Annotated in this window: 12 protein-coding genes and 1 pseudogene; 9 read left to right on the top strand and 4 right to left on the bottom strand. The window is 52.7% G+C overall.

Annotation, left to right across the window (positions count from 1 at the left end):
- Positions 1 to 45: 45 nt before the first annotated feature.
- From HMPREF1207_RS09010 to HMPREF1207_RS09000, 3 genes are all read left to right on the top strand, one after another.
- Entirely contained in the window at positions 46 to 312 is a 267-nt protein-coding gene (locus HMPREF1207_RS09010; RefSeq protein ID WP_009673506.1) for a hypothetical protein, read from the top strand.
- A gap of 191 nt (positions 313 to 503) precedes the next feature.
- Positions 504 to 1,187 (top strand): nuclease-related domain-containing protein, encoded by a 684-nt coding sequence (locus HMPREF1207_RS09005; protein ID WP_009673503.1) that lies wholly within the window; start codon positions 504 to 506, stop codon positions 1,185 to 1,187.
- Between the two features lie 162 nt (positions 1,188 to 1,349).
- Positions 1,350 to 2,825, top strand: coding sequence for a GIY-YIG nuclease family protein (locus tag HMPREF1207_RS09000; RefSeq protein ID WP_009673508.1), 1,476 nt, complete (start codon positions 1,350 to 1,352; stop codon positions 2,823 to 2,825).
- A 173-nt stretch (positions 2,826 to 2,998) separates the two neighbouring features.
- Here HMPREF1207_RS09000 and HMPREF1207_RS08995 read toward each other — a convergent pair whose 3' ends face one another.
- Positions 2,999 to 3,829, bottom strand: coding sequence for a stalk domain-containing protein (locus tag HMPREF1207_RS08995; protein ID WP_009673499.1), 831 nt, complete (start codon positions 3,827 to 3,829; stop codon positions 2,999 to 3,001).
- A 217-nt stretch (positions 3,830 to 4,046) separates the two neighbouring features.
- Here HMPREF1207_RS08995 and HMPREF1207_RS08990 point away from each other — a divergent pair, with 217 nt between their 5' ends.
- The 4 genes from HMPREF1207_RS08990 to HMPREF1207_RS08970 all read left to right on the top strand — a co-directional run bounded on the left by HMPREF1207_RS08990 (position 4,047) and on the right by HMPREF1207_RS08970 (position 8,575).
- Positions 4,047 to 4,517: a hypothetical protein gene (locus tag HMPREF1207_RS08990; RefSeq protein WP_009673502.1), complete on the top strand. Its 471-nt coding sequence runs from the start codon at positions 4,047 to 4,049 to the stop codon at positions 4,515 to 4,517.
- A gap of 4 nt (positions 4,518 to 4,521) precedes the next feature.
- Positions 4,522 to 6,225 carry a hypothetical protein gene (locus tag HMPREF1207_RS08985; protein WP_009673509.1) on the top strand — a complete coding sequence of 568 codons (1,704 nt, stop codon included), beginning with the start codon at positions 4,522 to 4,524 and terminating at the stop codon, positions 6,223 to 6,225.
- A 185-nt stretch (positions 6,226 to 6,410) separates the two neighbouring features.
- Complete coding sequence (locus HMPREF1207_RS08975) at positions 6,411 to 7,013, top strand: hypothetical protein (RefSeq protein ID WP_231392029.1); 603 nt, start codon at positions 6,411 to 6,413, stop codon at positions 7,011 to 7,013.
- Positions 7,010 to 8,575, top strand: coding sequence for an AAA family ATPase (locus tag HMPREF1207_RS08970; protein ID WP_009673496.1), 1,566 nt, complete (start codon positions 7,010 to 7,012; stop codon positions 8,573 to 8,575). Before HMPREF1207_RS08975 ends, HMPREF1207_RS08970 begins: the two co-directional genes overlap by 4 nt.
- 60 nt (positions 8,576 to 8,635) lie before the next feature.
- Here HMPREF1207_RS08970 and HMPREF1207_RS30205 read toward each other — a convergent pair.
- The 3 genes and pseudogenes from HMPREF1207_RS30205 to HMPREF1207_RS08960 form a co-directional block, all read right to left on the bottom strand.
- A pseudogene (locus HMPREF1207_RS30205) lies at positions 8,636 to 8,905 on the bottom strand (transposase); the annotation flags it as partial.
- 250 nt (positions 8,906 to 9,155) lie between these two features.
- A complete protein-coding gene (locus HMPREF1207_RS08965) occupies positions 9,156 to 9,653 on the bottom strand; it encodes a DinB family protein (protein ID WP_009673497.1) in 498 nt (165 codons plus the stop codon).
- Positions 9,654 to 9,811: 158 nt separating this feature from the next.
- The gene (locus HMPREF1207_RS08960; protein ID WP_009673500.1) at positions 9,812 to 11,050 is read right to left on the bottom strand and encodes a YbfB/YjiJ family MFS transporter; all 1,239 of its coding nucleotides are present in this window, start codon (positions 11,048 to 11,050) and stop codon (positions 9,812 to 9,814) included.
- A gap of 116 nt (positions 11,051 to 11,166) precedes the next feature.
- Here HMPREF1207_RS08960 and HMPREF1207_RS08955 point away from each other — a divergent pair, with 116 nt between their 5' ends.
- Positions 11,167 to 12,069, top strand: coding sequence for a LysR family transcriptional regulator (locus tag HMPREF1207_RS08955; protein WP_009673504.1), 903 nt, complete (start codon positions 11,167 to 11,169; stop codon positions 12,067 to 12,069).
- A gap of 551 nt (positions 12,070 to 12,620) precedes the next feature.
- A partial coding sequence (locus HMPREF1207_RS08950) for a non-ribosomal peptide synthetase (RefSeq protein ID WP_016423598.1) occupies positions 12,621 to 24,172 on the top strand: 11,552 nt, incomplete at its 3' end.

Here is a 24,172-nt window from a genome sequence, read left to right as displayed (position 1 = left end):
CTGCTACCCTATCCTTAACCCACACAGGATGGAGGTAATTTGTTCATGACTCATTGGCATAACAACTCCCTGATCCATCGTTTCGATAACCTTGCAGACGAGGCCGACACCTCAACGGTTTTCCAACCCATGACTGAGCAGCTCAGCGCCTTAGAAATGGAATTGTTACAATCACTTCAACCGGACCAACAAACGCTTCTTCGGGAGTGGCAGGACAAGGGAATGGCTCTGGAGTACATGAAGAAAGAGTGGATTTACATCAAAGGCGTGCAGGACGGCATCAAGATTTTGTCCCAGTTTCATAGCGAATGACTGGCCCTGTTAAGTTTAGTGTTTTTAAACGCAAGGGAAATGATTTACCATACACAATTCAAAGCCTCATTCTCATTACCTTATAGGTATCGAGACCTAGGCTTTTTTTGTTTTGTGCCCTCCAAGAAAGGAAATCCATGGAATTTTAGCGAATGATGTCTTATATCGTTTTATAAATGAGGAGAAGACGTATGTTTGCTAAACTACGGGCACTTTTTGCCAAGCCAGCATCAGAACCACCCCAAAAGAAAGCTAAACAAGTACCCGCCGCGAGACGCCCCAAAGTGGAAGCCACCCGTATCGGGGAACTGGGGGAGCACAGAATCAATATTCAATTGGATCAGCTTCCAAAGGAATGCCGTTATCTGAGCAATCTGCTGATTCCGAATCCAAAGTCACGGTCAGGATACTCTCAAATTGATCATTTGGTCATTTCTCCCTATGGGCTTTTTGTCATTGAAACGAAGAATTACAATGGGGAAATCAAGGGGGCGCGTAAGGATCGATACTGGCGTGTAAGCAACCGGTTCAACATGTACAATCCACTGATGCAGAACTACGGGCATATCAAAGCGGTGGAGCTGCACATTCCGGCTTACAAGCGGGTGAAATTCATTTCGATGATTTCGTTTACGATGCGGTGCCGTTTTAGCATAGATCCGGAGCTGCGGAAAATTCAGTCGGATGAACTTATCGTGTATGATGTCGAGCTTTCGGAGTTTATCGGGCGCAAGATGGTTCGCATGCAGGCAGAGAATCCGGAACCATCGCTTTCTGAAACGGATATTAGGGGAATTTACGAGCTGATCGCGACAGCGAATATAACAGACGCTAGGATCAGAGCCGAGCATATCGCGAAAAGCAAAAAAGCTTAGCAATCGTTACATGTGAGAGGGTGCATTTTACAAAAGGCGGTATAGGGTGTAACGGGACAGGATGAAGAAATGAGACTTTTTTTGGCCGACGTGACACTAAGGATAGAAATTGACGCTGCTTAAATGGTTTACTCACTTTTTTATGCTAAAGGAGACTTACCCATGTTTAAAAAGATTCTAGAAATGCTGAATCTGAATAAGTCGATTGCGGAGAAAACATTGCACTTGGAAAGAATCAATAAGCAGATCCAGGAGAAAGAGGATGTAATCCAGGCTACGATCCACCAAGCGAGAGAGTCCGTCAGGCAGGAAGCTGAACACATTTTGAGAGAGGCTAGAAGAGAAGCGGACGCGAGTCTGGCTATCGCGAAGGGGCACCTGGCAGACATTCAAACCAAGATGGAGCAAGAACTCAGACAATCGGAAGGCATCTCGGCCGAGCTAGAGTCCAGGCAGAAGGCTCTAAACAAGATTGAGAAGACTCTTGCCAAAACGAAAAGCGAATCTCTCGGAATTAATAATTTACTGGAGAAGTTTCCAGCCGCCGTTAAGTTTGAAGTGATCGAAGAAGAACTGGCGGTACTTGAAGAGAGTCTGGGTGAGGGCGCTCTAAAGCCGATCGTCGAGCTTCATTTGCATCATCATGATTCCAAGAAGCTCCGACAGGAGATGTCCGGCATCAATAAAGAGATCAAGGCTTTGCTCAAATCCTACGAAGACCGCTATACGACGAAAGCGAACAAAACGATTTATCACTTGATGGTCATCGGTCTCCAAGCCGAGCTTCAAAATATTTTGCATACCCTAAGTTATATGAACTTGGATAAGGCAGTCGCAAACGCAAGCGATTTGATTAATAAGTATCAGGTTATCTGTGCAGGCGGAAACTCGCAAATTTTGCCTACCATTACGAGATTTTTGTCTGAGATTGAGCCGCTGTTCAAAAATGCTATTTTAGTGGAATATCAGTACTTCATTCAAAAGGAAAAAGAGAAGGAAGAACAAAAACTGATCCGGGAGCAAATGCGCCAAGAAGCGGAAGAACAGCGCCTGCTCAATGAGGAACGGAAGAAAATCGAGCAGGAAGAACAGAAATATTTTAAAGAGATGGAGAAAAACAAAGAAGTTCTCAGCAAGGAAACCGATCCGGGTAAAATCGCCGCTCTGGAAGCCAGGCTGCGTGAATTGGAAGAACAGGTCCAACGGGTGGAAGAGCAGAAAGAAGAAATTACAAAGCGGGCCAACGGAAGAGCAGGATATGTCTATGTCATTTCGAATTTGGGTTCCTTTGGTGATCGGATGTTCAAAATCGGTATGACGCGCCGTTTAAATCCGCTGGACCGGATCGAAGAGCTGGGGGACGCCTCCGTACCGTTTAAATTCGATATTCATGCGATGGTGTTTAGCGAGAACGCTGTTCAACTGGAGCAGGATTTGCACCGGATTTTATCGGATAGCCGTGTGAATAAAGTGAATCTGCGGAAGGAGTTTTTCTATTCCGATATTGAAGGCCTTCAAGCCACAGTAGAGGAGATTGATCCTACTGTTGAATTTATTACGACCATGGTTGCCCAGGAATACCGTCAGAGCCAAAGCATGGATCTTATAGAGGAACAAGAGATGGTGGAGGCGGTTTGAAGAATAGCATAACGTATAGCATTAAGAAGGAAAAGGCACCCCGAGTGAGTGCCTTATTCTTAAAGGTAGGTTTCAATTGTAGTGTCGCTTTGGTTTTCAAGGGAGGCCTGCTTGTTGGTTATCGTTTCTTGTTTTCTGCTCCTTGTTCTTTATCACTCAAACCTAAGAACCTTTTAGTTGAAATTAAATATTAATAAATTGTTTTTGGTATCGCGTTCAATGCTGCACTTTATTCCGAAATAATCGAATAGGTCGTGTACAGGAATGAGGTTAAACACCCCGTTGGCTTTGCTGAGATCATAGACATTTCCTTTGTAATTAAATGCGCCCTTTTCTTCGCCGTCTTTCGTTATGATTTCATAAGTTTTACTTTTGTCATTGTTGTATATTTTTCCGATGTAATAGGAGTTGTTAATGCCATCTTGTTTGATCTCTTTCTCGACGTATTCTTGCTTTGCTTGGGTAGTACCTTTTGCAAACGGATGTGAAACGGGTTCAACTTCATAGTTATTAAACGCGACAGCTAAAATTTCATTCAGGGCCGAATCACTGAAACTTAAATCTGCATAGTAGTTGTTTTCCTCATCCGTAATTAATGTAAAGCCTCTTGATTTATTGATGTAATATAACTCACCATTTAACTTTACTGCGGGTGTATACCTGGGAAGGTATTTTTGAACAGAAGCAAAGTTTTTGGTCACAATTCCCGTGTTACCGCTTGTTGTAGTACCAGGTTTGTCATCCGTGGCTTTAATCGAGTCAATTAAAACACGATCGTTGTCCCATTTAACATTTGCACCCAACATATCCCCTACAGCTTTTAAAGGGACATAGGTCGAGCCTTCATAATTTAAAATAGGTTGGTCGTTTGAATATAGTTTGTTGTTAACGACAATTGGATAGGTAACTTTAGATAGCAGATATTCTTTTACAGAATCTGCAAATACGGAAGTGGTCGTTGTGAGAGCACAACCGATAATAATTCCAGTGACTAATTTTTTCATGTCTAAACACTCCTTAATAAATAAAATAACCTATTAGGTATATCATGAAATGAGACATATTGGAAGACATACCCTATAATTAATCCAATATTCTACAAATACCGCTTTGTTATTTCCCTTTACTTACTTTGTTGGCGCAATTATACTATTATTCAATAATCAAAAGGTTCTTTTGACCTAGTTCTTAAGTTTTACTTCCGGAAAGGCGGGTGCTTGTTTGAGAAGACAAATTTTGAATACAACGGTTAAAAGAGATATCGAAATAAGGCCGCAGTCTGGAACCGGCGTGGAGCTGACCGGTTTAGCATTGGACAAAAAAAGGCGGGAAAAGCGCTCGGATGCGTACGTAAATGCGTTATCCCAGCTTGATGGAGCGGGAGCGGTACTGGATCGGTCAAAGATCGATCAAATAATCCAGGCTGTTGCCAATGAATTCTCCGAACTGCAGCCCTATCAGTTTCCGATCGGCATTATCTCAAAATGCTATCTCGGTGAACCCTATGAGGTTCATTCCTTAGATATCCGGCTCGAGATTATAGAGCATTATAAGAAAGGCACGGCGTTACCCGGAGGCATGGAGAAGGGCAGAAGTCTCGCCGTTCATCCGGGTTACGAATTTATCGAAATCTATTCGGATTCCATATGTGCGGTTGCCCGTAACGGCAATGTATCCATGATTAAGGGGTGACTCCATGTCTAATGAAAGAGTTATTCGTACAGCCGATTTAAGCAGATTGGAAGGCAACATTCGTGTTTTGGCTGACAATATTGAACATGTATCCGGACAAGTGAGTTCGGTAAGTCAAGAAGTGCTGGAGACTCAATCGAAGATTGAACAGCTTGTACAGGAATTCCAGGAGTATGTAAGAAAAGATCAACTGGAGAAGAATCTTCAGCTTGCGGAGACACGTCTGGTGAAAGTCCGGCAAGAAATCGAGACAAAGTATGGGCATTACAGTGAGGTACGCCGCAGAACTACAGGTATTTTGCAGGCGGTTGATGCCAGTCTTGTGAAGAAAGAGACGATAGAAAACTCAACCGAAGAGCACATGCTGGCAGCCCCGCGTTATTGGCTGGCTCCTGCGCTTATTGCCTTAGCCTCCTGGCTGAATGATAACAAGGAATTGGCTGATAAAGCGATGATGGAAGCCCTCAGACGCGATGATGAGAAAACCTCTTTATTCTTTGCTCTGGTAACCCGAAGAGGCGCCCGCTATAAAGCAAGTCGCGAGTGGCTCGATCGTTATTTCAATCTTCAGGACCCTCATCAGTTGGAACGGGAAATCGTCGTTTTGATCGATGGTTTCTCGAATGGGATTTTTGGGCCGGATGCACGCATCAAAACCGGCAAACAGATTGAAACGTGGATTGAGGAGCTTTCACAGAAGGTCGGCTTTGTGGAAGAACAGCATGCAAGCTGGAAAACGGCTCTGCAAATGAAGACGCAGAAATCGTCCGGGGAATCTTATCCATACTTAAAAGATTATAGTCCGACTTGGCCGAATCTCGAAACCTCTATGGAGGGAGCGAAACTCCATGCCATTATTCATGACTATTTTACAGATATCTTTCAAAAGGAAATTACTCCTTCCAAAAGCATCGCTTTTGCCGTAGATGCCTTACTGGATACGCTGGTATCCAAGTTCGACGACGAGGAACTTCCGCTTCGGCGTGATGAGCGGTTATTATCGCTGATTGTGAATGAAAACGGGGACAGGGACAGGGCACAGACCATGTTCGCTGCCGAGAAGACACTGGAAGAACGAATTTCTTTTACACAACTGCTAACTAACTTTGCCATGCACCCTGAAGTATCGAATGCTTCCTTGGCCACGCAGAAACTGTCCATTGCGTTGTCGAAAGAGTGGATCCGGCAGGCACACGACGATCTAACGGCCGAGAATCGTTCCAACGTACCTTACAGCATAGATATCTCCATTGATGATTGGAAGAGCCACACGAATGATGGCTCAAACGAAGCTGAACTGATTCAATCTTTAACAGAACATATGGAAAAACGGAAAGAGGATGATCTCTCGCGTGTGAAGTTGGAATCCAAGCATTGGGGCGCACTTATGTTCGGGATTATTTTTGGTGCAATGGGCTTTGTGCTGCCTTTTTTCTTCGTATTAGGTGCAGTCGGTATTATCTACTGGTACATGTCCAAGCGTAATTTGGTGAACATAAAGGCTAGGGTCGTACAAGACTACGAACGCTTATTGACAAGCTGCAAGGATATCTTGCGCGCAGTACTGGCTGATGTTGTGGAATGGCGCAGAGAATATGCGTCTGAGGATGTGAAGGCCGGGAAGGTTACCGAATTTCTCGATACCATCTCACCTGAGCAATATTCTTTCTCAAGCCATGATAATGCCCGAGCTGTTATGAAATCCTAAAATGGAGTGGATAAGGGAATGAATGAACAATCCAATGGAATGATTCTTAACAGAAAAAGAAATGCAGGTCCTGCGGTAGAACGGACAGAGGATATAACGTCCTATCAAGAAAGTGATAAGAACCCCCAACTAGAGGCTGTGACTCAATTGACAACGAACGATACCCTGGCCAGCCAGTTTCCCGAGTGGGATTTGAAGCCGCCGGCTGCTCTTATCAGGCGAAGAGGCAGCAAACTGCTATGAAGGTCCCTGTAACTTACGCCGAATGGGTGGACTGCCTGGACGCTTTCCTGGAGGGAACAGAGGAAGAAGCGGTACTTCAACGGATGGAAAAGGGCAGCTTCGAATGGCAGGCCGGTGTCGCCGAGCACTTGATCCGCCGTATTTCTATCACGTTAGAGACCCGGTTGAATTCGATAAACCGTCAAATGAACACAGATTTCTCCCGGTTAAATGGTGATGACACGGCACTCGTTCGTACGCTGCTGGATACCCGCAGACGATTCGGTAAATTAAATCGATTGATACATATACCTGCTTTGCCTGAACAAGTAAAAAGCCAGTTGTCCGAAATCCTGCAAAAGTATGTAAAAGAGACACAGCTATCCATCGAAAATAGTGTAAAAACGGACCGAACGGGTCATCTAAAAATGCTGGTGAAGAATAATGCCTTAACGAATTACGAGCAGCCCGACAGTATGCCGCTGGCTTCTGTTTCCTCTTCGGGAGTTCCGCAGAAGCCGCCGGGAGGCGGAACCAATATAAGAAGAAAGGTAATTTTAAGATGAATGATTTGAATAGTTGCCTGGAAACGGTGGAGCGCTATCTAAAAGCGCGTATTCCTTTTATCTCCATTCGGACGGCCGAGCGTACTCGTGCCCTGGACGTATTGGGCAAACTTGCGCAGAAGCTTATGATTCCGATTTTTTATCATACCATTTCACAAGGAACCCGCGATATTGTTACAAACCGAATGGCGAACGATGATCGATCCGTTATGGGAGGATTGGATTTTGCCAGTCAGAAAATAGGCCAGCAGCAGAACCTGACCTTCATATTTAATGAGGTTCAAGATATTGAAGATGACACACAGACAGCGAGGCAGTTCCAGGATGTTGTTATGCTGGCAACGGAAACCGGCGGCAGTGTTATCGTCATTACGAACAGTCCGGTATGGAGTCCGCTTCAGCGTCATGGGATGTCTGTCACCCTTGATCCTCCTAATGAGGATGAGATGTTGGTGCTGATCCGGGATCAAATCTCGCCTTATCGAGGAGAAATCTCCATTGAATGGGGACCCGAGGAGGAAAAGAAGGCGGCTGCCATTCTTGCGGGCATTAGCCAGATTGAGGCAGAGAATGTTATCGCCACTATGCTTGCAAACGGGGCCATAAAAAACGAGGATTTAAAAGAGCTAACCCATGCCAAAGATCGGATTTTCGCTGATATTTCCGGCATTGAACGTGTTCAGGTACGGGAAGATTATGAAATAGGCGGTCTTGAGGGATTGAAGCTGTGGCTGGAAGCAAACGAGCCGCTACTTACAGCAGATTTGAGGGAGCGCGGCATTAGGCCACCAAGGGGTATTTTGCTAGTCGGCGTACCCGGATGCGGAAAGTCTCTTTCGGCAAAAGCCATTGCATCCCTTTGGAATCTTCCGCTTTACAGGCTTGACTTGTCCACTATCCAGGGTCAGTACCTCGGCCAAAGTGAATCACGCCTTAAAGAAGCACTATCGACAGCAGACCATGTGTCCCCTTGTGTGTTGTGGATAGACGAGATTGAAAAAGGACTTGCGGGAGCGATCGGAGCGAGTAATGACGGAGGCACGTCTACTCGTATGGTCGGCCAATTTTTGTTCTGGCTGCAGGAGAGCATGGCCCGCGTTTTCGTTGTCGCAACTGCAAATGACGTGTCCAAATTACCCCCTGAACTGCTCCGTCGGGGACGGTTTGACGAACTATTTTTCGTTGACCTGCCAACTGCAAAAGAACGTGAAGATATTATTAAGATCTATATTGAAAAAGGGCTGAAGACTAACGTCTCCCCAGATTTGCTAGAAAAACTTGTGCATATATCCGAAGGATTTGCCGGAGCGGATCTTGAAGCGGCTGTAAGAGATGTTGTCAAGCAAGCGATTGTTAAAGGGGACGACTCGATTTCGGAACAAACCTATATTAGCTTTTTTGAAAATGTGGTTCCATTATCACAAACAAGCCCGGAGCAAATTGACTATATTCGTAAATGGGGCAAAGAACGTGCTGTCCCGGCAGGAAAATCATTCGAAGAAAATTCGATGGATTCTGAGATATATCACCGACGGAAGGGGCCACGCAATGTTATTGTGTGACCTAAAATATACGCAGCATATTGCCCTATAAAATGAATTTATATCCCCCGCAAGGGGGATTCAGATTGTAGACAAACTCCCTTGTTTCCATCGGAACCAAGGGAGTTTGTTCATTATTTCAGCTAACAAGAGAAGAAGTTTAGGAGAGGTAGACCGACCACCACCCAGCCTCCAGAGCCAGGTGGCTAACTTTTTGAGGTTCATGCAAGCAAAAACGAGCATCGCCTGCATCGAAACTTTACGTAATCTCCGCAAAGTCGTCCATCGCATGACATGCTTTTTTTTCATATCCGCAAATACGCGCTTGATCGTTTCTTTACGCCGGGTATAGTTAACCTGGAATTAGAACTATTTCATTGTTCTTTAACGACCTTTAATAGCGTGTAACGGATGAAAGGGATTAATTAAGCTTCGAAATAATCTTGTGTCATTAGGGATACATTTAAACCGCGTCGCCGATCCATATCTGCCAACACGCGGACGACGTCACCTTCTTCTACGACAAATCGCGGACAGCGTCATACCAAGACGGAAAATAAGCCCCGGTTTAGCCGCTGCCCGCGATCCTTCATTTACACGCTCAAAGCGGTGGCGTTACTCCAAGCTGCACCCAGCCTTCCTTGGTAGGACCGTAAACCGAAGGGATGGGCAGCTCCGCTTGACGCATGAGGACCGTAACCTGCCCCCGATGGTGAACGATGTGTTTGATTAATCCCATGAAGATCGTCGCGTTGGATTCCAATCTTCCGAACGCATGTTGGACGTGTTTCAACGAATCGTCCGTCCACTGTTCTTGAAAAGCTTGGACTACACGAGAGCTGACCTTATGAAAGGTCTCCGCGATCTCCTTTGCGGACGGCACCTCGTTCGGATTCGGCACTTTCTCTACCAAGACTCCGAATTCGGTTAAATAATCCGGGATATTCGTAACAAAATGCCACACAATCCTTCCCAGCGTACGCCCTCCGGGAGATACCTGCTGCCCGAGCGCATGATCGGTCAACCCGTCCAATACCTTTTGGGTTAATGCCGCCTCATTTTTCCATTCGACGATCAAATCCTGTACGGTAACGTACATCTTCTCATTCCTTTCCTGATTGAAAATATTACCTCATGACCGAACCGTTCTCGCCGGAATTCGTCATCCCGTTTTCTCTCTCATCTCTATAAAATTTTGTTTAGCTCTAATCCATCATAAACGTTAATGGTGACAGCTATTGTCACTAATTATTTTTTTCAACCGCTGATAGGCAAATCACGGATCTCAAGCTTTCGTTGCTGCTGCCCATACAAACCGGCCAATACAGCGGCAATTGCCATAAAGATTGCGCTGGATGCCACGCCGAGTTGCAAGCCGTACCGTTCGACCGCCACGCCTCCAACGATGGGTCCGATAATCTGTCCTGCGGCAAAAAAGGCAGTAGCTATGCTAAGACATGACGCATACGCGTGGTGAGGGACATGACGACGAAGAAGCGCAGTTGTCATCAGCGGCGGGGTAATAAAGGAAACCAGCCCGATCGTGGCGGCTCCGAGCACAGTAACTAGCATATTATTGGTGGTTACCCCGCACACACCGATCGTCCCCAGGGTTAACCCCGACGCAAGCGTATATCCGCTCGGCCATCGGTCAATGGCTTTGCCTCCGATCCATCCGTTAAACAAACCCGCAAATCCGATTCCGGACCATATCAACCCGGCATAGAGGGACGGAATACCTTTGCTCACCAGATAGGGAATCAAATACGTGAAATAGATGATATATCCCCATCCGAAGAAAAAATAAGAGGCGATTAGAAACAAGAGTCTCTTCGGGTTCAACAGGAGACGGTAGACATTTTCGCTTTCTTTGTCCCGTGGCTTCGATTCGGTCTGCGAGGGCATTTTTTCGGCTCCCCTTTTTCTGGTGACGAACTCGAAACCGACTGCGGCAATTACCCCGAATACGCCCATGATCACCCAAGCATGCCGCCATCCCTGCAAGTGTGAAGGGTCTATGGTAAAGGGGGCGAATAAACCCGTCGCTAGAATGCCGGCAGATCCGCCTAGCCATATAAGACCGGATGCCGCTCCTCGTTCCGCCGGTCGAACGGCATCCATTGCAATGGACAGGACTAACACTGTAGCGAAGGCCGATAACAATCCGATTGCGAACCGCCAAAGCCCAAGCCCGGTGAAATGATCACTAAATGCCGAGCCGATCAAAGTCAATCCGAGCAATAAGCACGTCATCCGATTAATGAGATGTTTGCGGTCCGGAAACCGCGAGATCAAAGGAGGAAGACATAAGGTCCCGACCAAATAACCGATAAAGTTGACTGTGCCGAGTATACCCAACTGTCCGTAGCTCCCCCCGATCACCCTCTGTATCCCAGGCAGGAACATGCCGTAGGAGAGCCGGGAAAAACCGAGTATGACGACAAACAAAAACGATGCCCATAGAGTAATCCGATTAAATGCGGATTTTGTACCCATATAACTCATCTTCCCCCAAAATAATAAGTTGACCCTATTGTAAAATTTCGGGAATGTTTTGTAAAATTGAATTATATGAATAAATCGTTCAAATAATTTAAACAAAGGTGATGACTATGGATCTTCGAGCTTTAAAGACTTTCGAGGCTTGCGTGCGTCTCGGACATTTTCTGAAAGCCGCCGAGGAACTGCAATATGCTCCCTCTACGGTAACCCTTCAGATTCAGCGTCTCGAAGCGGATCTGGGCGTTTCTTTATTCGTGCGCGACGGAAAACGCGTGATCGTGACCGAAGCCGGCCGGTGGCTCCATAAGGAGGCCACGGCTTTACTAAAGTCGATCGGAACGATGAGGCAGACCGTCTCGGATATTGCTGCGGGAGATAACGGCTCGGTGCGTTTTGCCGCTATCGAGCCCGTTGCGAGCCAGCAGTTAGCGACTGTTATAGCTGACTTTTGCAAGACTCGACCGAAAGTGGAGTTAACCATGGAAGTAAGCGGCAGCAGAACGATCGCGGAGAGGGTTCGGGCCGGCGAACTGGAATTCGGCGTTTGCTCGGCTCCGCCTTCGAAGCTCATGCTGGAGTTTGAGCCGCTGATCGAGGAAAGATTAGGGGTCATGTTAAATAGGAATCACCCGTTAGCCGATCAAGACAGCATCACGGCTAGCGATCTCGCGGGGCTAACCGTTCTGGTCAAGGAACCGACTTGTATCTACCGGGAGCTTTGGGAAACGTCGATTTATGGGGCTGGGCGAAACCTGTTCTCTTGTATGGAGGTTGGAAGTTTCTTTGTCATTCAACAAATGGTTAAGGCAGAGTTCGGCATCGGGATTGTTCCGATTTACAGCGGTCTGGAACAGGAAGGCTCCTTGGTCATAAAACCTATAGCCGATTTGAATCCTGTCGTCACGATAGGCATCGCTTATAAAGACAAAAACTACCTAGGCAAGGCAGCGCTTTTGTTAATGGAAGCAATTAGGGGCATCCGTGAACCCAACCCTACGCGACCAAGTGCATGATTAAGGATGCTAGCCATCATTATTGATCTTCTTTCCGTCCGCTTAAGTGGGATACTTTTACGAAGAAGTCAAAGCTGAAAGCCATCAACTGAAAGAATCAGACGACACATGTGGAGTGCTGTGTATGCTGTGTATCGCCGCATTTACCTTTCATTAAAACGTATAGAGCCTAGGCTGAGTCAGCGCCTGGGCTTTCCTTATGCGAAAATTTAGAAAAATTAATACCAAATTATGAAAAATTTTGTATATAAGTAAATTTTATTCGTTTACAATGAAGGCACGGCATGTCAACTTGCTTAGAATAAGACGATTCCCGGCGAAGCGTGCGGATGATGATTTAAGCTTCGTCGAATTCGCGGTGTTCCGTCAAGCTAACGGGAATCGATTCCAAGACCGCCGTACGGCCGACTAATCACGATTAGCCGGCTTTTACGCCAAGTTTCAGTCATAATCGAATTCCTGCAACAAGTGGGCGGCTGTAAGCACAACGGGTGCAGAAGCCCAGTGACGACGGGTCCGGCTTTGACGGGCCACGCTGCGGAGGGACGATGATGGAACAGTATCTAACGTTAATCGACATTGTTCAAGACAAAAGGGGGCAGGCGGAGAAAGGCATCACTTATATTTCGGGTGACCGGGACGAGCTTTACGAATCGTACGGCGAGTTATTCGAACATGCGCTTCAGGCGCTGCATTATTTGCAGTCGCGCGGAATGGAGCCCGGAGATGAACTGCTGATGCAAATTGACGAGAACCGTACGTTTTTGCATGTCTTTTGGGGATGTCTGCTGGGCGGCATCGTGCCGGTTCCGGTGACGGTCGGCAGCAACGACGAACATAAGATGAAGCTGTTCAAAATTTGGGACACGCTGCGCCGCCCTTATTTGATCAGCGATGCCAAAGTGTTGGAAAGCTTGGAAAAGTACGCGCGACAGCAGGGGCTTGAGCAAGCCTTCGGCGTAATGGCGCAGACCGCATTGCCAACGGAAAGCCTGGATTATGGCTCGGAGGCCAAAGGCGTTATTTGTCCGGTTCAGCCGGATCGCTTGGCTTTCATCCAGTTTTCTTCCGGATCGACGGGAGACCCGAAAGGTGTCATGCTGACTCATGAAAACTTGGTGCACAACATACGCGACGCTGCTGCCGAATCGGAATTGGACGACAACGACGCTTACCTCGGCTGGATGCCCCTTACCCACGATTTGGGATTGATTGCCTTTCATCTTACATGCGTGATCGGCAATGTCAATCAATTCATTATGCCTACCGCGCTTTTTATCCGGCGCCCTTCGCTTTGGCTCAAAAAAGCGTCGGAGCATCGGGTGACGTTAATTTGCTCTCCCAACTTTGGCTATAAGTTTTTTTTGGATCAATACAAATCGGAAGCCGCCAAGGACTGGGATTTATCCCGGATCCGCATCATTTATAACGGGGCCGAGCCGATTTCGACTGAGGTGTGCGACCGGTTTTTGAGCGCAATGGCGGTCCATGGACTGCGCCGATCCGCGATGTTCTGCGTGTATGGAATGGCTGAGGCCTGCGTAGGCGTAGCCCATCCTCTGTTATATGAGGGCATCAAGGCGGTTCATCTGAACCGGGAACACCTGGCCATCGGCGAAGCGGTTGTGCCCGTTGCACCCGAAGAACGCTGCTGCGTGACTTTTGTCGATGTCGGCTATCCGATGGCAAGCTGCGATTTCCGGATTTGTGACGATAACCGTCTTCCTTTGCCAGACGATGTCATTGGGCATATTCATATTCGCGGCAAAAATGTGACGTCCGGTTACTACAACAATCCGCAGGCGACGGCCAAAGCGATGACGAAGGACGGTTGGCTGGTAACCGGCGATTTGGGTTTTATGCGCAGGGGCCGGCTCATTATTACCGGACGTGCGAAAGATATTATTTTCGTGAACGGGCAAAATGTATACCCGCATGATATCGAGCGTGTCGCGGAGGAGGTAGACGGGGTCGAGCTTGGTAAGGTGGCCGCCTGCGGCGTGCGCGACCCGGGGACAGGACAAGACCGGATTGTTTTATTTGTCATCTACACGAAAAAGCCGGAAGACTTTGTGCCGCTAATTGTCAAGCTGCGTCATCATTTGAACGAACGGGGCGGCTGGGAAGTTAGGGATGTGGTGCCGGTGCGCCGTCTGCCCAAGACGACGAGCGGCAAGGTGCAGCGGTACAAGCTGGCGCAGCAATATATGGCCGGCCAATTTGACGAAGTGTCCGGCCAACTGGCCGGTCTGCTGCTGGCGGCGCGCGCAGCGAAGCCGAAAGCCTTGGCCCGAAGCGAAGCGGAGCAGAAGCTGCTCGCTTTATGCAAACGGGTGCTGCAAACGGAGGAAATCGGCACGGATGAAAGTTACTTTGAACTCGGTGCCAATTCGCTGCAGCTGACGCAGTTGGCCGAAGCGCTCGAAGGCGAGTTCGGAAAGCCTATTCCGGTGACTGATTTCTTCTCCTACCCGACCATTGCCAAGCTGGCCGCTCATCTTGCGGCGGACCCGGCGCAGAAAGCGCCGGTTAAGCTTGAGGCGGGACCTGCGGATGATCCGGGCGACCGGGATATCGCGATTATCGGCATGGCCGGCAAATTTCCGCAGGCGGACACGTTGGAGCAGTTTTGGGAGCATGCAGCGCAGGGGCGCGACGCCATCGGTCCGTATGGCGATGCCAGGAAGCGGGACGCGGATGCGTTTATGGCAAAACTGCAGCGTGAACCGGGACAGTGGGAGGCGGTGGAAGGCGGCTATTTGGATGAGATCGATACGTTCGACTATGCTTTTTTCAAGTTGACGCCAAGGGAAGCATCGCTGATGGACCCGAATCAGCGCTTGTTTTTACAAACGGCGTGGAGCGCGCTGGAGGATGCCGGTTATGGCGGCGCCAATGTGGCCGGGGCCCGGACGGGGGTTTACGTCGGTTTTTCCAAAACCAGCTTCGATTACGAGCGTCTGCTCACGGAAGCGGAACCCGAGGCGCTGCCCCGGTTTATTATCGGCAATTTACCCTCGGTTATTTCGAGCCGCATCGCTTATTTGCTGGATTTAAAGGGTCCGGCGGTTACGGTCGATACGGCCTGCTCGTCTTCGCTGTCGGCGGTGCATTTGGCCTGCCGGGCTTTAATGAACGGGGATTGCGACATGGCCGTGGCGGGCGGCGTCAAAACCATTCTACTGCCGATTCGGACGGGCATCGGCATGGAATCGGCCGACGGCCGTGCGCGGGCATTTGACGGGAAGTCGGACGGCACCGGCGCGGGCGAAGGCGTCGGCGCCGTGATTCTGAAGCCGCTGCGCCGGGCGGTGCAGGACGGCGACCGTATTGTCGCCGTCATCAAGGGCAGCGCCATGAACCAGGATGGCAGCACGATAGGCATCTCCGCGCCCAACGCGCTGGCGCAGGCGGATGTCATCGCGCAGGCATGGCGGAACGCGCGCGTAGACCCCGAGACGATCACATATATCGAAGCGCACGGGACAGGAACGCAGCTCGGCGATCCCGTGGAGATTGAGGGCATCTCGCAAGCGTTTGGCCGGTATACGGAGCGCAAACAGTTTTGCGCGGTAAGTACGGTCAAAACGAATATCGGCCATTTATACGAAGCGGCCGGTATCGCCGGTTTGATCAAAGCAGTGCTCTCGCTCCGGCATCGGCAAATCGCGCCGCTCGTTCACTTCCGCGCGCCTAACCGGCAAATCCGTTTTGAAGATTCGCCGGTTTATCCCAATGTATCGCTGACCGATTGGGAACCGCAGGGATTCCCGAGACGCTGCGGAGTCAGCTCGTTTGGATTCAGCGGCACGAACTGCCATGTGGTGCTTGAAGAATACAAACCGCGGGAGGAAGCGGCGGAGACCGGAGCGGGCGGCACTGCGCCGGACGGTGCGCTGCTGCTCGTTTTGTCCGCGCGCACCGACAGCGCCTTGAAAGCGTTAATCGGACGTTATGCCGAGCGTTTTGAACGTTCACCGGATCTCGACATGCGCAGCGTTTGCTTTACGGCGAGCACCGGGCGCAGTATGTTTGCGCATCGCCTCGCCATAGCGGCTGCCGGCCCGGCAGCGCTGCGCGACAGCCTTCTCCGGCTGCACCGCGAGGGCATTGCGGGCGAAGGCGTATTTATCGGACAGATCGGGACGGTGTCCGGATTTGGTGAACCGGCCAGGGAGGTGCCGGGCGGGCCGGAGGCTGTCGGGCGATTTTCCGCGGGAGAAGGCGGAGCGGCGCCGACGCTGGAAACGGCTGAAGGGGCGGCGCAACTGGCCGCAGCCTTTGTGCGAGGGGAAGCTATCGATTGGGAGCAATTGTACGCACAGGGGCAGCGCCATCGGGTATCGCTGCCGTCATACCCTTTTGAAGGCAAGCGCTGCTGGATTCAAATCGCCGAGACGCCGCAGCGGCGGAGGGAAGGAACAGGCAGTTTGACGATGGAGAAAGGGCAGGTGAACGGAGTGAGCGCTTTGCATGAACAGTTGTCGCATGCCGGGGCAGCGACGGATTCCGCTCTTCATTCACAGGTTGCGCAAACGCTGGCTCAAATGATAAGCGACGTTTCGCATCTTGAAATGAATGAGCTTCAACCGCATACCCATTTTTTGGAGCTGGGGCTGGATTCGATCAACTTGACCCAAGTACGGCAAGGCATCAAAGATGTGTTTGGTCTCGATATTCCGATGAGCCGTTTTTTTGAAACGCTGACAGATTTGGATCAGGTGGCCGAGTACATTGTGCATCATTTCCCGCAAAACGCTTCGTCCGGTACGCAGAACGGGATCGACCGTTTCGGACGGCAAACCGGGGATGCCGTGCCGCAGCCCGGTTGGGACGGGCCTCCAAGCGCAGAGGCGCTGCGTCAGACTGCACCCGAGCCGGCGGGCGGCTGGCATCACCCGCCAAGCGTCGCCTTCGTTCATGCGCTTCGGCCGATTATGGAACAGCAACTGCACATTATCGCCCGGCAGTTGGATGTGCTGCAGCCGCCTTCCTTTGTCGCGCCGGAAACTTCCGAGCGCGCGGCAGGGACGGAGCCTCCGGCCTTCCCGGCGGCCGTTCCTCACGCTCATTCCGTCGACGTGCGTAGCGAAGCAGCCGCTGCCGGCGGCTCGCCGTCCGTTGCGGAGCCGCCCGCGGTATCCGGCGGCGATCATGGCGGAGGCGGCGATTCATCGGAGCCAGTGCGCGCAGCGGCGGCGGGCAGCGAAGGGGGGCAGCCGTTTCGGCCTTACCGTCCGATGGATGTGAAAGCCCGTGAAACGCTGACGCTCCATCAAGAGCAGCATGTGCTCGACTTGATCGACCGCTATACGGCACGCACCGGGCGGACCAAAGCATATACACAGAAATACCGCGCTGTATATGCCAATAATCGCAATGTGGCGGGTTTTCGGCTTGTGCTTAAAGAGATGGTGTACCAGCTCGTGGCGGAAAGGGCCGAGGGCTCCAAAATTTGGGATTTGGATGGCAACGAATACATTGATTTGACGATGGGTTTCGGCGTGAATTTTTTCGGCCACGACCCGGCGTTTATTCGTGAACATATTGACAAGGCGCTGCGCAGCGGGATGTGCCTCGGACCGATGTCGAACCTGGCCGGCCAAGTGGCTGAAGGAATTTGCCGCATGACGGGCGTAGAGCGAATAGCCCTTTTTAACTCCGGCACGGAAGCGGTTATGGTGGCTTTACGGTTGGCCCGGGCCGCTACAGGGCGGAGCAAGGCGGTTCTATTTGCGGGTTCGTACCACGGCACGTTTGACGGCGTGCTTGCGCTTGCCCGCCCGGGCGCGGACCGGGAGCGGTCGATGCCTTTGGCGCCGGGAGTGCCTTCCGGGATGGTAGATGACATCGTTGTGCTTCCTTACGGCACCGAGACGGCGCTGGCCTATATTCGCGAACACGCCCATGAATTGGCGGCGGTGCTGGTGGAGCCGGTGCAAAGCCGCAGACCGGGTTTGCAGCCGCGGCCGTTTTTGGCGGCGGTTCGGGAGGCGACCGAACAAGCGGGCGCCGCTCTTATTTTCGATGAGGTGATCACCGGTTTCCGGCTTCATCCCGGCGGGGCGCAGGCGTGGTTCGGCATTGAGGCGGATTTGGTCACCTACGGCAAAGTGATCGGAGGCGGGCTGCCGATCGGCATCGTGGGAGGCCGTGCCGCTTTTATGGACGGCATCGATGGAGGCATGTGGGATTTCGGCGACGGTTCGTATCCGCAGCATGAGGAACGGCGCACATTTGTTGCGGGTACCTTCTGCCACCATCCGCTCGCCATGGCGGCATCGCTTGCCGTGTTGGAACGGCTGGAGCGCGACGGGGAAAAGCTGCAGGCGGAGCTGAATGCGAAAACCGCCGATTTGGCGGAGACTTTGAACCGCTTCTTTACCGAGGAAAAGGTGCCGATCCGGATCGATTATTTCGGTTCTTTGTTCCGGTTTGCGCTCAAGGGCGATCTGGAGCTGTTTTACTACCACATGCTGGATCAAGGCATCTATATTTGGGAAGGGCGCAATTGCTTTTTGTCGACGGCGCACACGGAGACCGATATAGCCCGCATTGTGCAGGCGGTCAAGAACAGCGTAGCCGCGCTGCGACACGGCGGATTTTTGCCTGATCCGCCTCCGGACGGCCCGGACCCCGGCAAACTTCCGCTGCCCGAGCAGCCCGGGCACGATCATGATAGGGTCATTCCCTTGACGCCGGATCAAAAACAGCTTTGGTTTGCGTCGGCTTCCAGCCGTGAGAAGCCGCACGTTTTACATGAATCGGCGCTGATTCGGCTTTGCGGGCCGCTGCGCTTGCAAGCGTGGAGCGAATCGGTTCATACGCTGATGCGCCGGCACGAAGCGCTGCGTACGTACATGGGCGCAGACGGAGAAACGCAGGTGATCGCCGCGTCGCTGGAGGCGCAGATCAAGCTGCTGGATGTCAGCGGGTACGATGATTTATCGCGCGAACGGCAAAAGAGCGCCTGGCTGAAACTGGGTATTGAAACCCCGTTCCGGTTATCGGAACGCGAACCTTTATTCCGCATTCATTTCTTAAAGCTGGAGGAAGAGGAGCACTTGGCGCTTTTCACTTTTCACCACCTGATCGCGGATGGATGGTCCATTGTCGTATTTATGCGGGAGCTGGCGTCAATCTACAGCGCGCTTGTCCGGAAGGAAGCGTACCGGCTCCCGGAGGCTTCGGTTTTCCGCGATTATGCGGCATGGCAGCGACTGCGGATGGCCGATCCGCGCAGCGCGGAAGCGTCGGCATTTTGGACCGACGAGCTCTCCGGCCCGCTTTCCGTATTGGAGCTGCCGTCTCCGCTGCGGGGAGTAACTGTGCCGGGCCTTGAAGGGGGGCGGTATACGGCCGTGCTGGAAAGCGGGCTCGTTCAATCGCTCAGAACGCTCAGCATCCGGCTGGGCAGCAGTTTATTTGTTACGCTGCTGTCTTCCTTTAAAATCTTGCTGCACCGACTGACAGGCGACTCCAGGCTGACTGTCGGCGTGCCGACGGCCGGTCAAGCACATATGGACGCTTTTTCGCTGATCGGACATTGCGTCAATGTGCTTCCGGTGGTTAGCCGGATTCAACACGAGACGACATTTGCGGACTTTGCCGGCGCCGTCAAGGAAAGCATGCGCCGGCTCGAAGCTTACCAGGCTTACAGCTTTGCGGCGTTAGCCGAGCAAGGGCTCCGGCATTTGCCTGTCATAAACGTCGTATTCAATATGGACCGGCCCTTGCCCAAGTTGCGGTTTCACGAGCTGGACACGGAGCTGCTCCCCAGCCCGGTCACGGCCAGCAAGTACGAGCTGTTTGTCAACGTGACTGAAGCGAATAAAGAGCTGCGGGTGGATTTTGATTACAACGCGGGATTGTTCGAACCGGATGTCATTGCCCACTGGTTCCGTTACTGGGTAACGATTTTGGGTGAAATTACAAAAAAATCCAGCCAACCTCTTGCGGAAATATCGCTGTTGGGCATGGATGAAACCCGTCAAATATGCAAGCGCTGGTCGTCGCTTGCCGACCGGGACGGCGGCTGCCCTTGCGTGCTTGACGCCTTTGGACGGCCCGCTCCCGCCGGGACGGCGGGGGAGCTGCATATTGTGGCGCAGGGTCTGCTCAACCGGCAGAGCATGCGCGAGGCTAAACGCACGGGCGAGTGGGTATACCACGCGCCGGGCGGGGAACTGAAACGCATCGGGCCGATCTCGAGTTTTGCCCGTATTCGGGGGCGCCTAATCAACTTGCGGCAGCTTGAGTCGCATTTGCTGCGCGTCTGCAATTTGGAAGCTTGCGCTATCCGCGTATGGGAGGATAGCGCTGCAGGCAGCGCCGCGACGCTTGCGGCGTATGTCGTCTCGGACCCGTCCGCGCCTTGGGAGGAGGAGGCGCTTAAACGGCGGTGGAGCGAGGCGCTTCCGGATTATGCGCGGCCCGGCCAAGTGATGCTCATGAAGGCGCTGCCGCTGCTTGCGGACGGCGAGCCGGATTGGGAGCGGCTGCCGGCTCCGTCAATGCCGGGCGCAGACCGTATGCTAGAGATGGGCGCAGGGCCGGATGACGGCGTAGAAGCCGAATTGATTCGGATGTGGCAAGAGGTGCTGGGTGTTTCGGCGGTCCGTGCGCACGATCCGTTTTTTCAGCTCGGCGGCGATTCTTTGACGGCCACGGTTCTTTTATCCCGGATTCGCAAAACGTTTGGCGTGCAGATCCCGCTCGGCGAGCTGTTTCATCGGCAGACGGTGGGCGGGCTGGCCCAGTACATTCGGGGCGGCGAGAAGCAAGCTTTCAGCCCTATCGAGCCTGTCGAGGCACATCTGCATTATCCCGCCTCGCCCGGACAGCGGCGAATGTACTTGCTCCAGCAGCAGGAGGGCGGCACGACATATAACGTGCCTGGACGTCTGCATCTCGAAGGAGATTTGCGCGTGCCGAGCTTCATTGAAGCGCTTCAAGAGGCCGCAGGGCGGCATGAGTCGCTGCGTACGTGCTTGAAGCTGGAAGGCGGCGAGGTCGTACAGGCGATCCAGCCTGATCTTGTGCTTCATGTTCCGGTGACGCAAGCCGAGGCGAGTGAGCTGGAGGCGATTTCCCGCCGGTTTATCCGCCCGTTCCGATTGGAGGAACCGCCCTTAATACGCGCCGAGCTGCTTGATTTCGGGAATCGGCGTTACGCGCTTTTGATTGATGTACATCATGCGGCTGCGGACGGTTTTTCGATGGCAGCGCTGCTGGACGAAGTGCTGCAAGCCTATCAGGGACGCCAATTGAAACCTGTGCGTGTGCAGTACAAGGATTTTGCGGCATGGCAGCGGCGGCAGCTTGCCCAAGGAACGTACCAAGAGCAGGAGGCGTACTGGCTGCAAACGCTGGGCGGCGAGCTGCCGGTGCTTGATATGCCTGCGGACTTTCCGAGGCCTCAGACGCAAAGCTTTGAAGGCGGCGTAGCGTCTTTGACGCTGACGCCGCAGCTCACAGGCGCGCTGCGGCAGCTGGCGGCAAACAGCGGCACAACGCTTTATATGGTGCTGCTTGCCGCTTATTTTGCGCTGTTGTCCCAATACACCGGACAGGACGAGATTATCGTCGGCACGCCGGTATCCGGACGCAGACATGCGGATACCGAAGCGGCGGTCGGGATGTTCGTCAACACGCTGGCCTTGCGTGGACGGTTGCAGGCATCCCAGTCGTTTGCGGAGCTGCTGCAGCATGTAAAGGCACTTGCGCTTGCGGCATTCGAGCGCCAAGACTATCCGTTCGACGAGCTGCTGGATAAGCTGAATCCGGTACGCGATTTAAGCCGGAACCCCGTGTTCGATACGATGTTTATGTTCCAAAATGAAGCGGTCCAGCCATCTCGCGTCGGCGCCTTGACCTATAAGGTTGAAGAAATCAATCCGGGCATTTCCAAGTTCGATTTCTCCCTGCAAGTGACAACGGACCATGCTGACGGGGAAACGCTGCAATGTACTTGGGAGTATGCCGTTCGGCTGTTTGCGCCGGAGACGATCCGTCTGCTGGCGAAGCGTTACATCCGCATCTTGGAAGTCGTTTCCGCCGATCCTGCGGTACGTTTGACGGGGATCGACCTGCTAACGGATGCGGAGAAAGAGCGGCTGCTGGATGCAGGGAACGGAGCGGATTGTCCGGCAATGACCGAGTTTACCGTGCAAGGTTTATTTGAAAAACAAGCCTTCGCAACGCCGGACAGGGCGGCGGTCGTGTTCGATGGACAAACGGTGTCCTACGGCGAACTGAACCGCCAAGCCAATCGGCTGGCCCACAAGCTGCAGGCGCTGGGCGCCGGTCCGAACACGTTGATCGGCATATGCTTGGACCGCAGTCCGTCTTTGCCGGCGGCACTGCTTGCGGTGTTGAAATCCGGCGGCGCCTATGTCCCGCTCGACCCGTCGCTGCCCGATGAACGGCTCCGCTATATGACGGAGCGGGCGGAACTTCGCGTGCTGGTCACTGTGCAGGCTCACGCTGAGCGATTGGGCGGGCTGCGCGACTTGACGGTTGTGTGTCTGGATACGGAGGCGGGCGCCTTGCTGTCGCAGTCTGACGCCAATCCGCGCAGCGAGGCGGACGGCGAGCATCTCATGTATGTGATTTATACGTCAGGATCGACGGGCATGCCGAAGGGAGCGAGCGTTTACCGCTCGGGCTTTGCGTCATTGATGCGCTGGTACACCGGGGAATTCGGGATGTTGGCAGCGGATAAGCTGCTCGTGATCACCTCGCCAAGCTTCGATTTGACGCAAAAAAATATATTTGCGCCGCTGCTGACCGGCGGGCAGCTAATTTTGCCTCCGGCAGGTCCTTACGACGCGCGGCAGATTGTGTCGCTTATTGAGCAGCATGGCATTACGCTGCTGAACGGGACGCCCAGCGCGTTTTATCCTTTGCTGGATGCGTCGGCTCCCGCGCAATTCGCGCCGCTTGCAACGCTGCGGCACCTGTTCTTGGGCGGCGAACCGATTGCCGCCGACAGGCTTGCGCTTTGGTTGAAATCGGACGCGTGCCTTGCGGAAGTCGTTAACACCTACGGGCCGACGGAATGCACAGATGTGACTGTGTTCGCACGCTTGCCGGCAATCAGCGCTTTTGCAGGCAAGCGAGTGCCGATCGGCCGGCCCGTGCCGGGCACGCGCGTCTATATTTTAAATGCGGAGCTGGGGCTGGTGCCTGCCGGCACTCCGGGCGAGCTTTGCATCGCCGGTGCGCAGGTAGGCGGCGGCTACGTGGGCGACCCGCAGCAAACGGCCGCCAAATTCGTGCCCAACCCGTACGGCGGCGCCCAATGTCCGGTCATTTACCGGACGGGCGATCTGGCCCGGTTTTTGCCGGACGGAACGATCGATTATCTCGGGCGGATCGATCATCAAGTGAAGATTCGGGGCTACCGAATCGAACCCGGTGAAATTGAAGCCGTCTTGCGGCACGACATCGGTGCGGCGGATGCCGTCGTCTTGGCTCGGGAAGTCCGGCCCGGCGATCGTCAGCTAATCGCTTACGCGGTGCCGAGGACTTCCTCCAAGGAAGCGGCGATGCCGCCCAAGGCGCTTGCCGCTTTGTGGAGAAGCGAATTGCGCCGCCGCTTGCCGGAGTATATGGTTCCTTGGCCGCTGGTCATTATGGACGCGTTTCCGCTGACGCCGAACGGAAAAATCGACCGGAGCGCGCTGCCCGCGCCGGACGTCGATCTCGCGGAGCGGTCGGGCGAAGGAACGGAAGCGCCGCGCACGGTGCTGGAGGCGAGGCTAACGGAGCTGTGGCGGGAAGTGCTTGGCGCGGAAGCTGTCGGTATCCGCGATCATTTCTTCGAAATCGGCGGGCATTCGCTGCGGGCGGCGGCGCTGACGGCGCGTATTCACCAAGCGCTGCAGGTGGAAGTACCGATGCGGATGGTGTTCGAGCATCCGACCGTCGAATCGCTGGCGCAGGCGATGGAAGGGCTGCAGCCCAATCCGTACGCCGGTATTCCGGCTGTCGGCGAGCTGGAAAGCTATCCCGTTTCGTCGGCGCAAAAACGGCTGTATGTGCTCAGCCAATTGGAGACGGACGGCTTCGGGTACAACATGCCGGGCGTCCTGCGGCTGGA

Source organism: Paenibacillus sp. HGH0039, from assembly GCF_000411255.1.
Classification (GTDB): Bacteria; Bacillota; Bacilli; order Paenibacillales; family NBRC-103111; genus Paenibacillus_F.
This window is presented reverse-complemented; position numbering and strand designations above follow the sequence as displayed.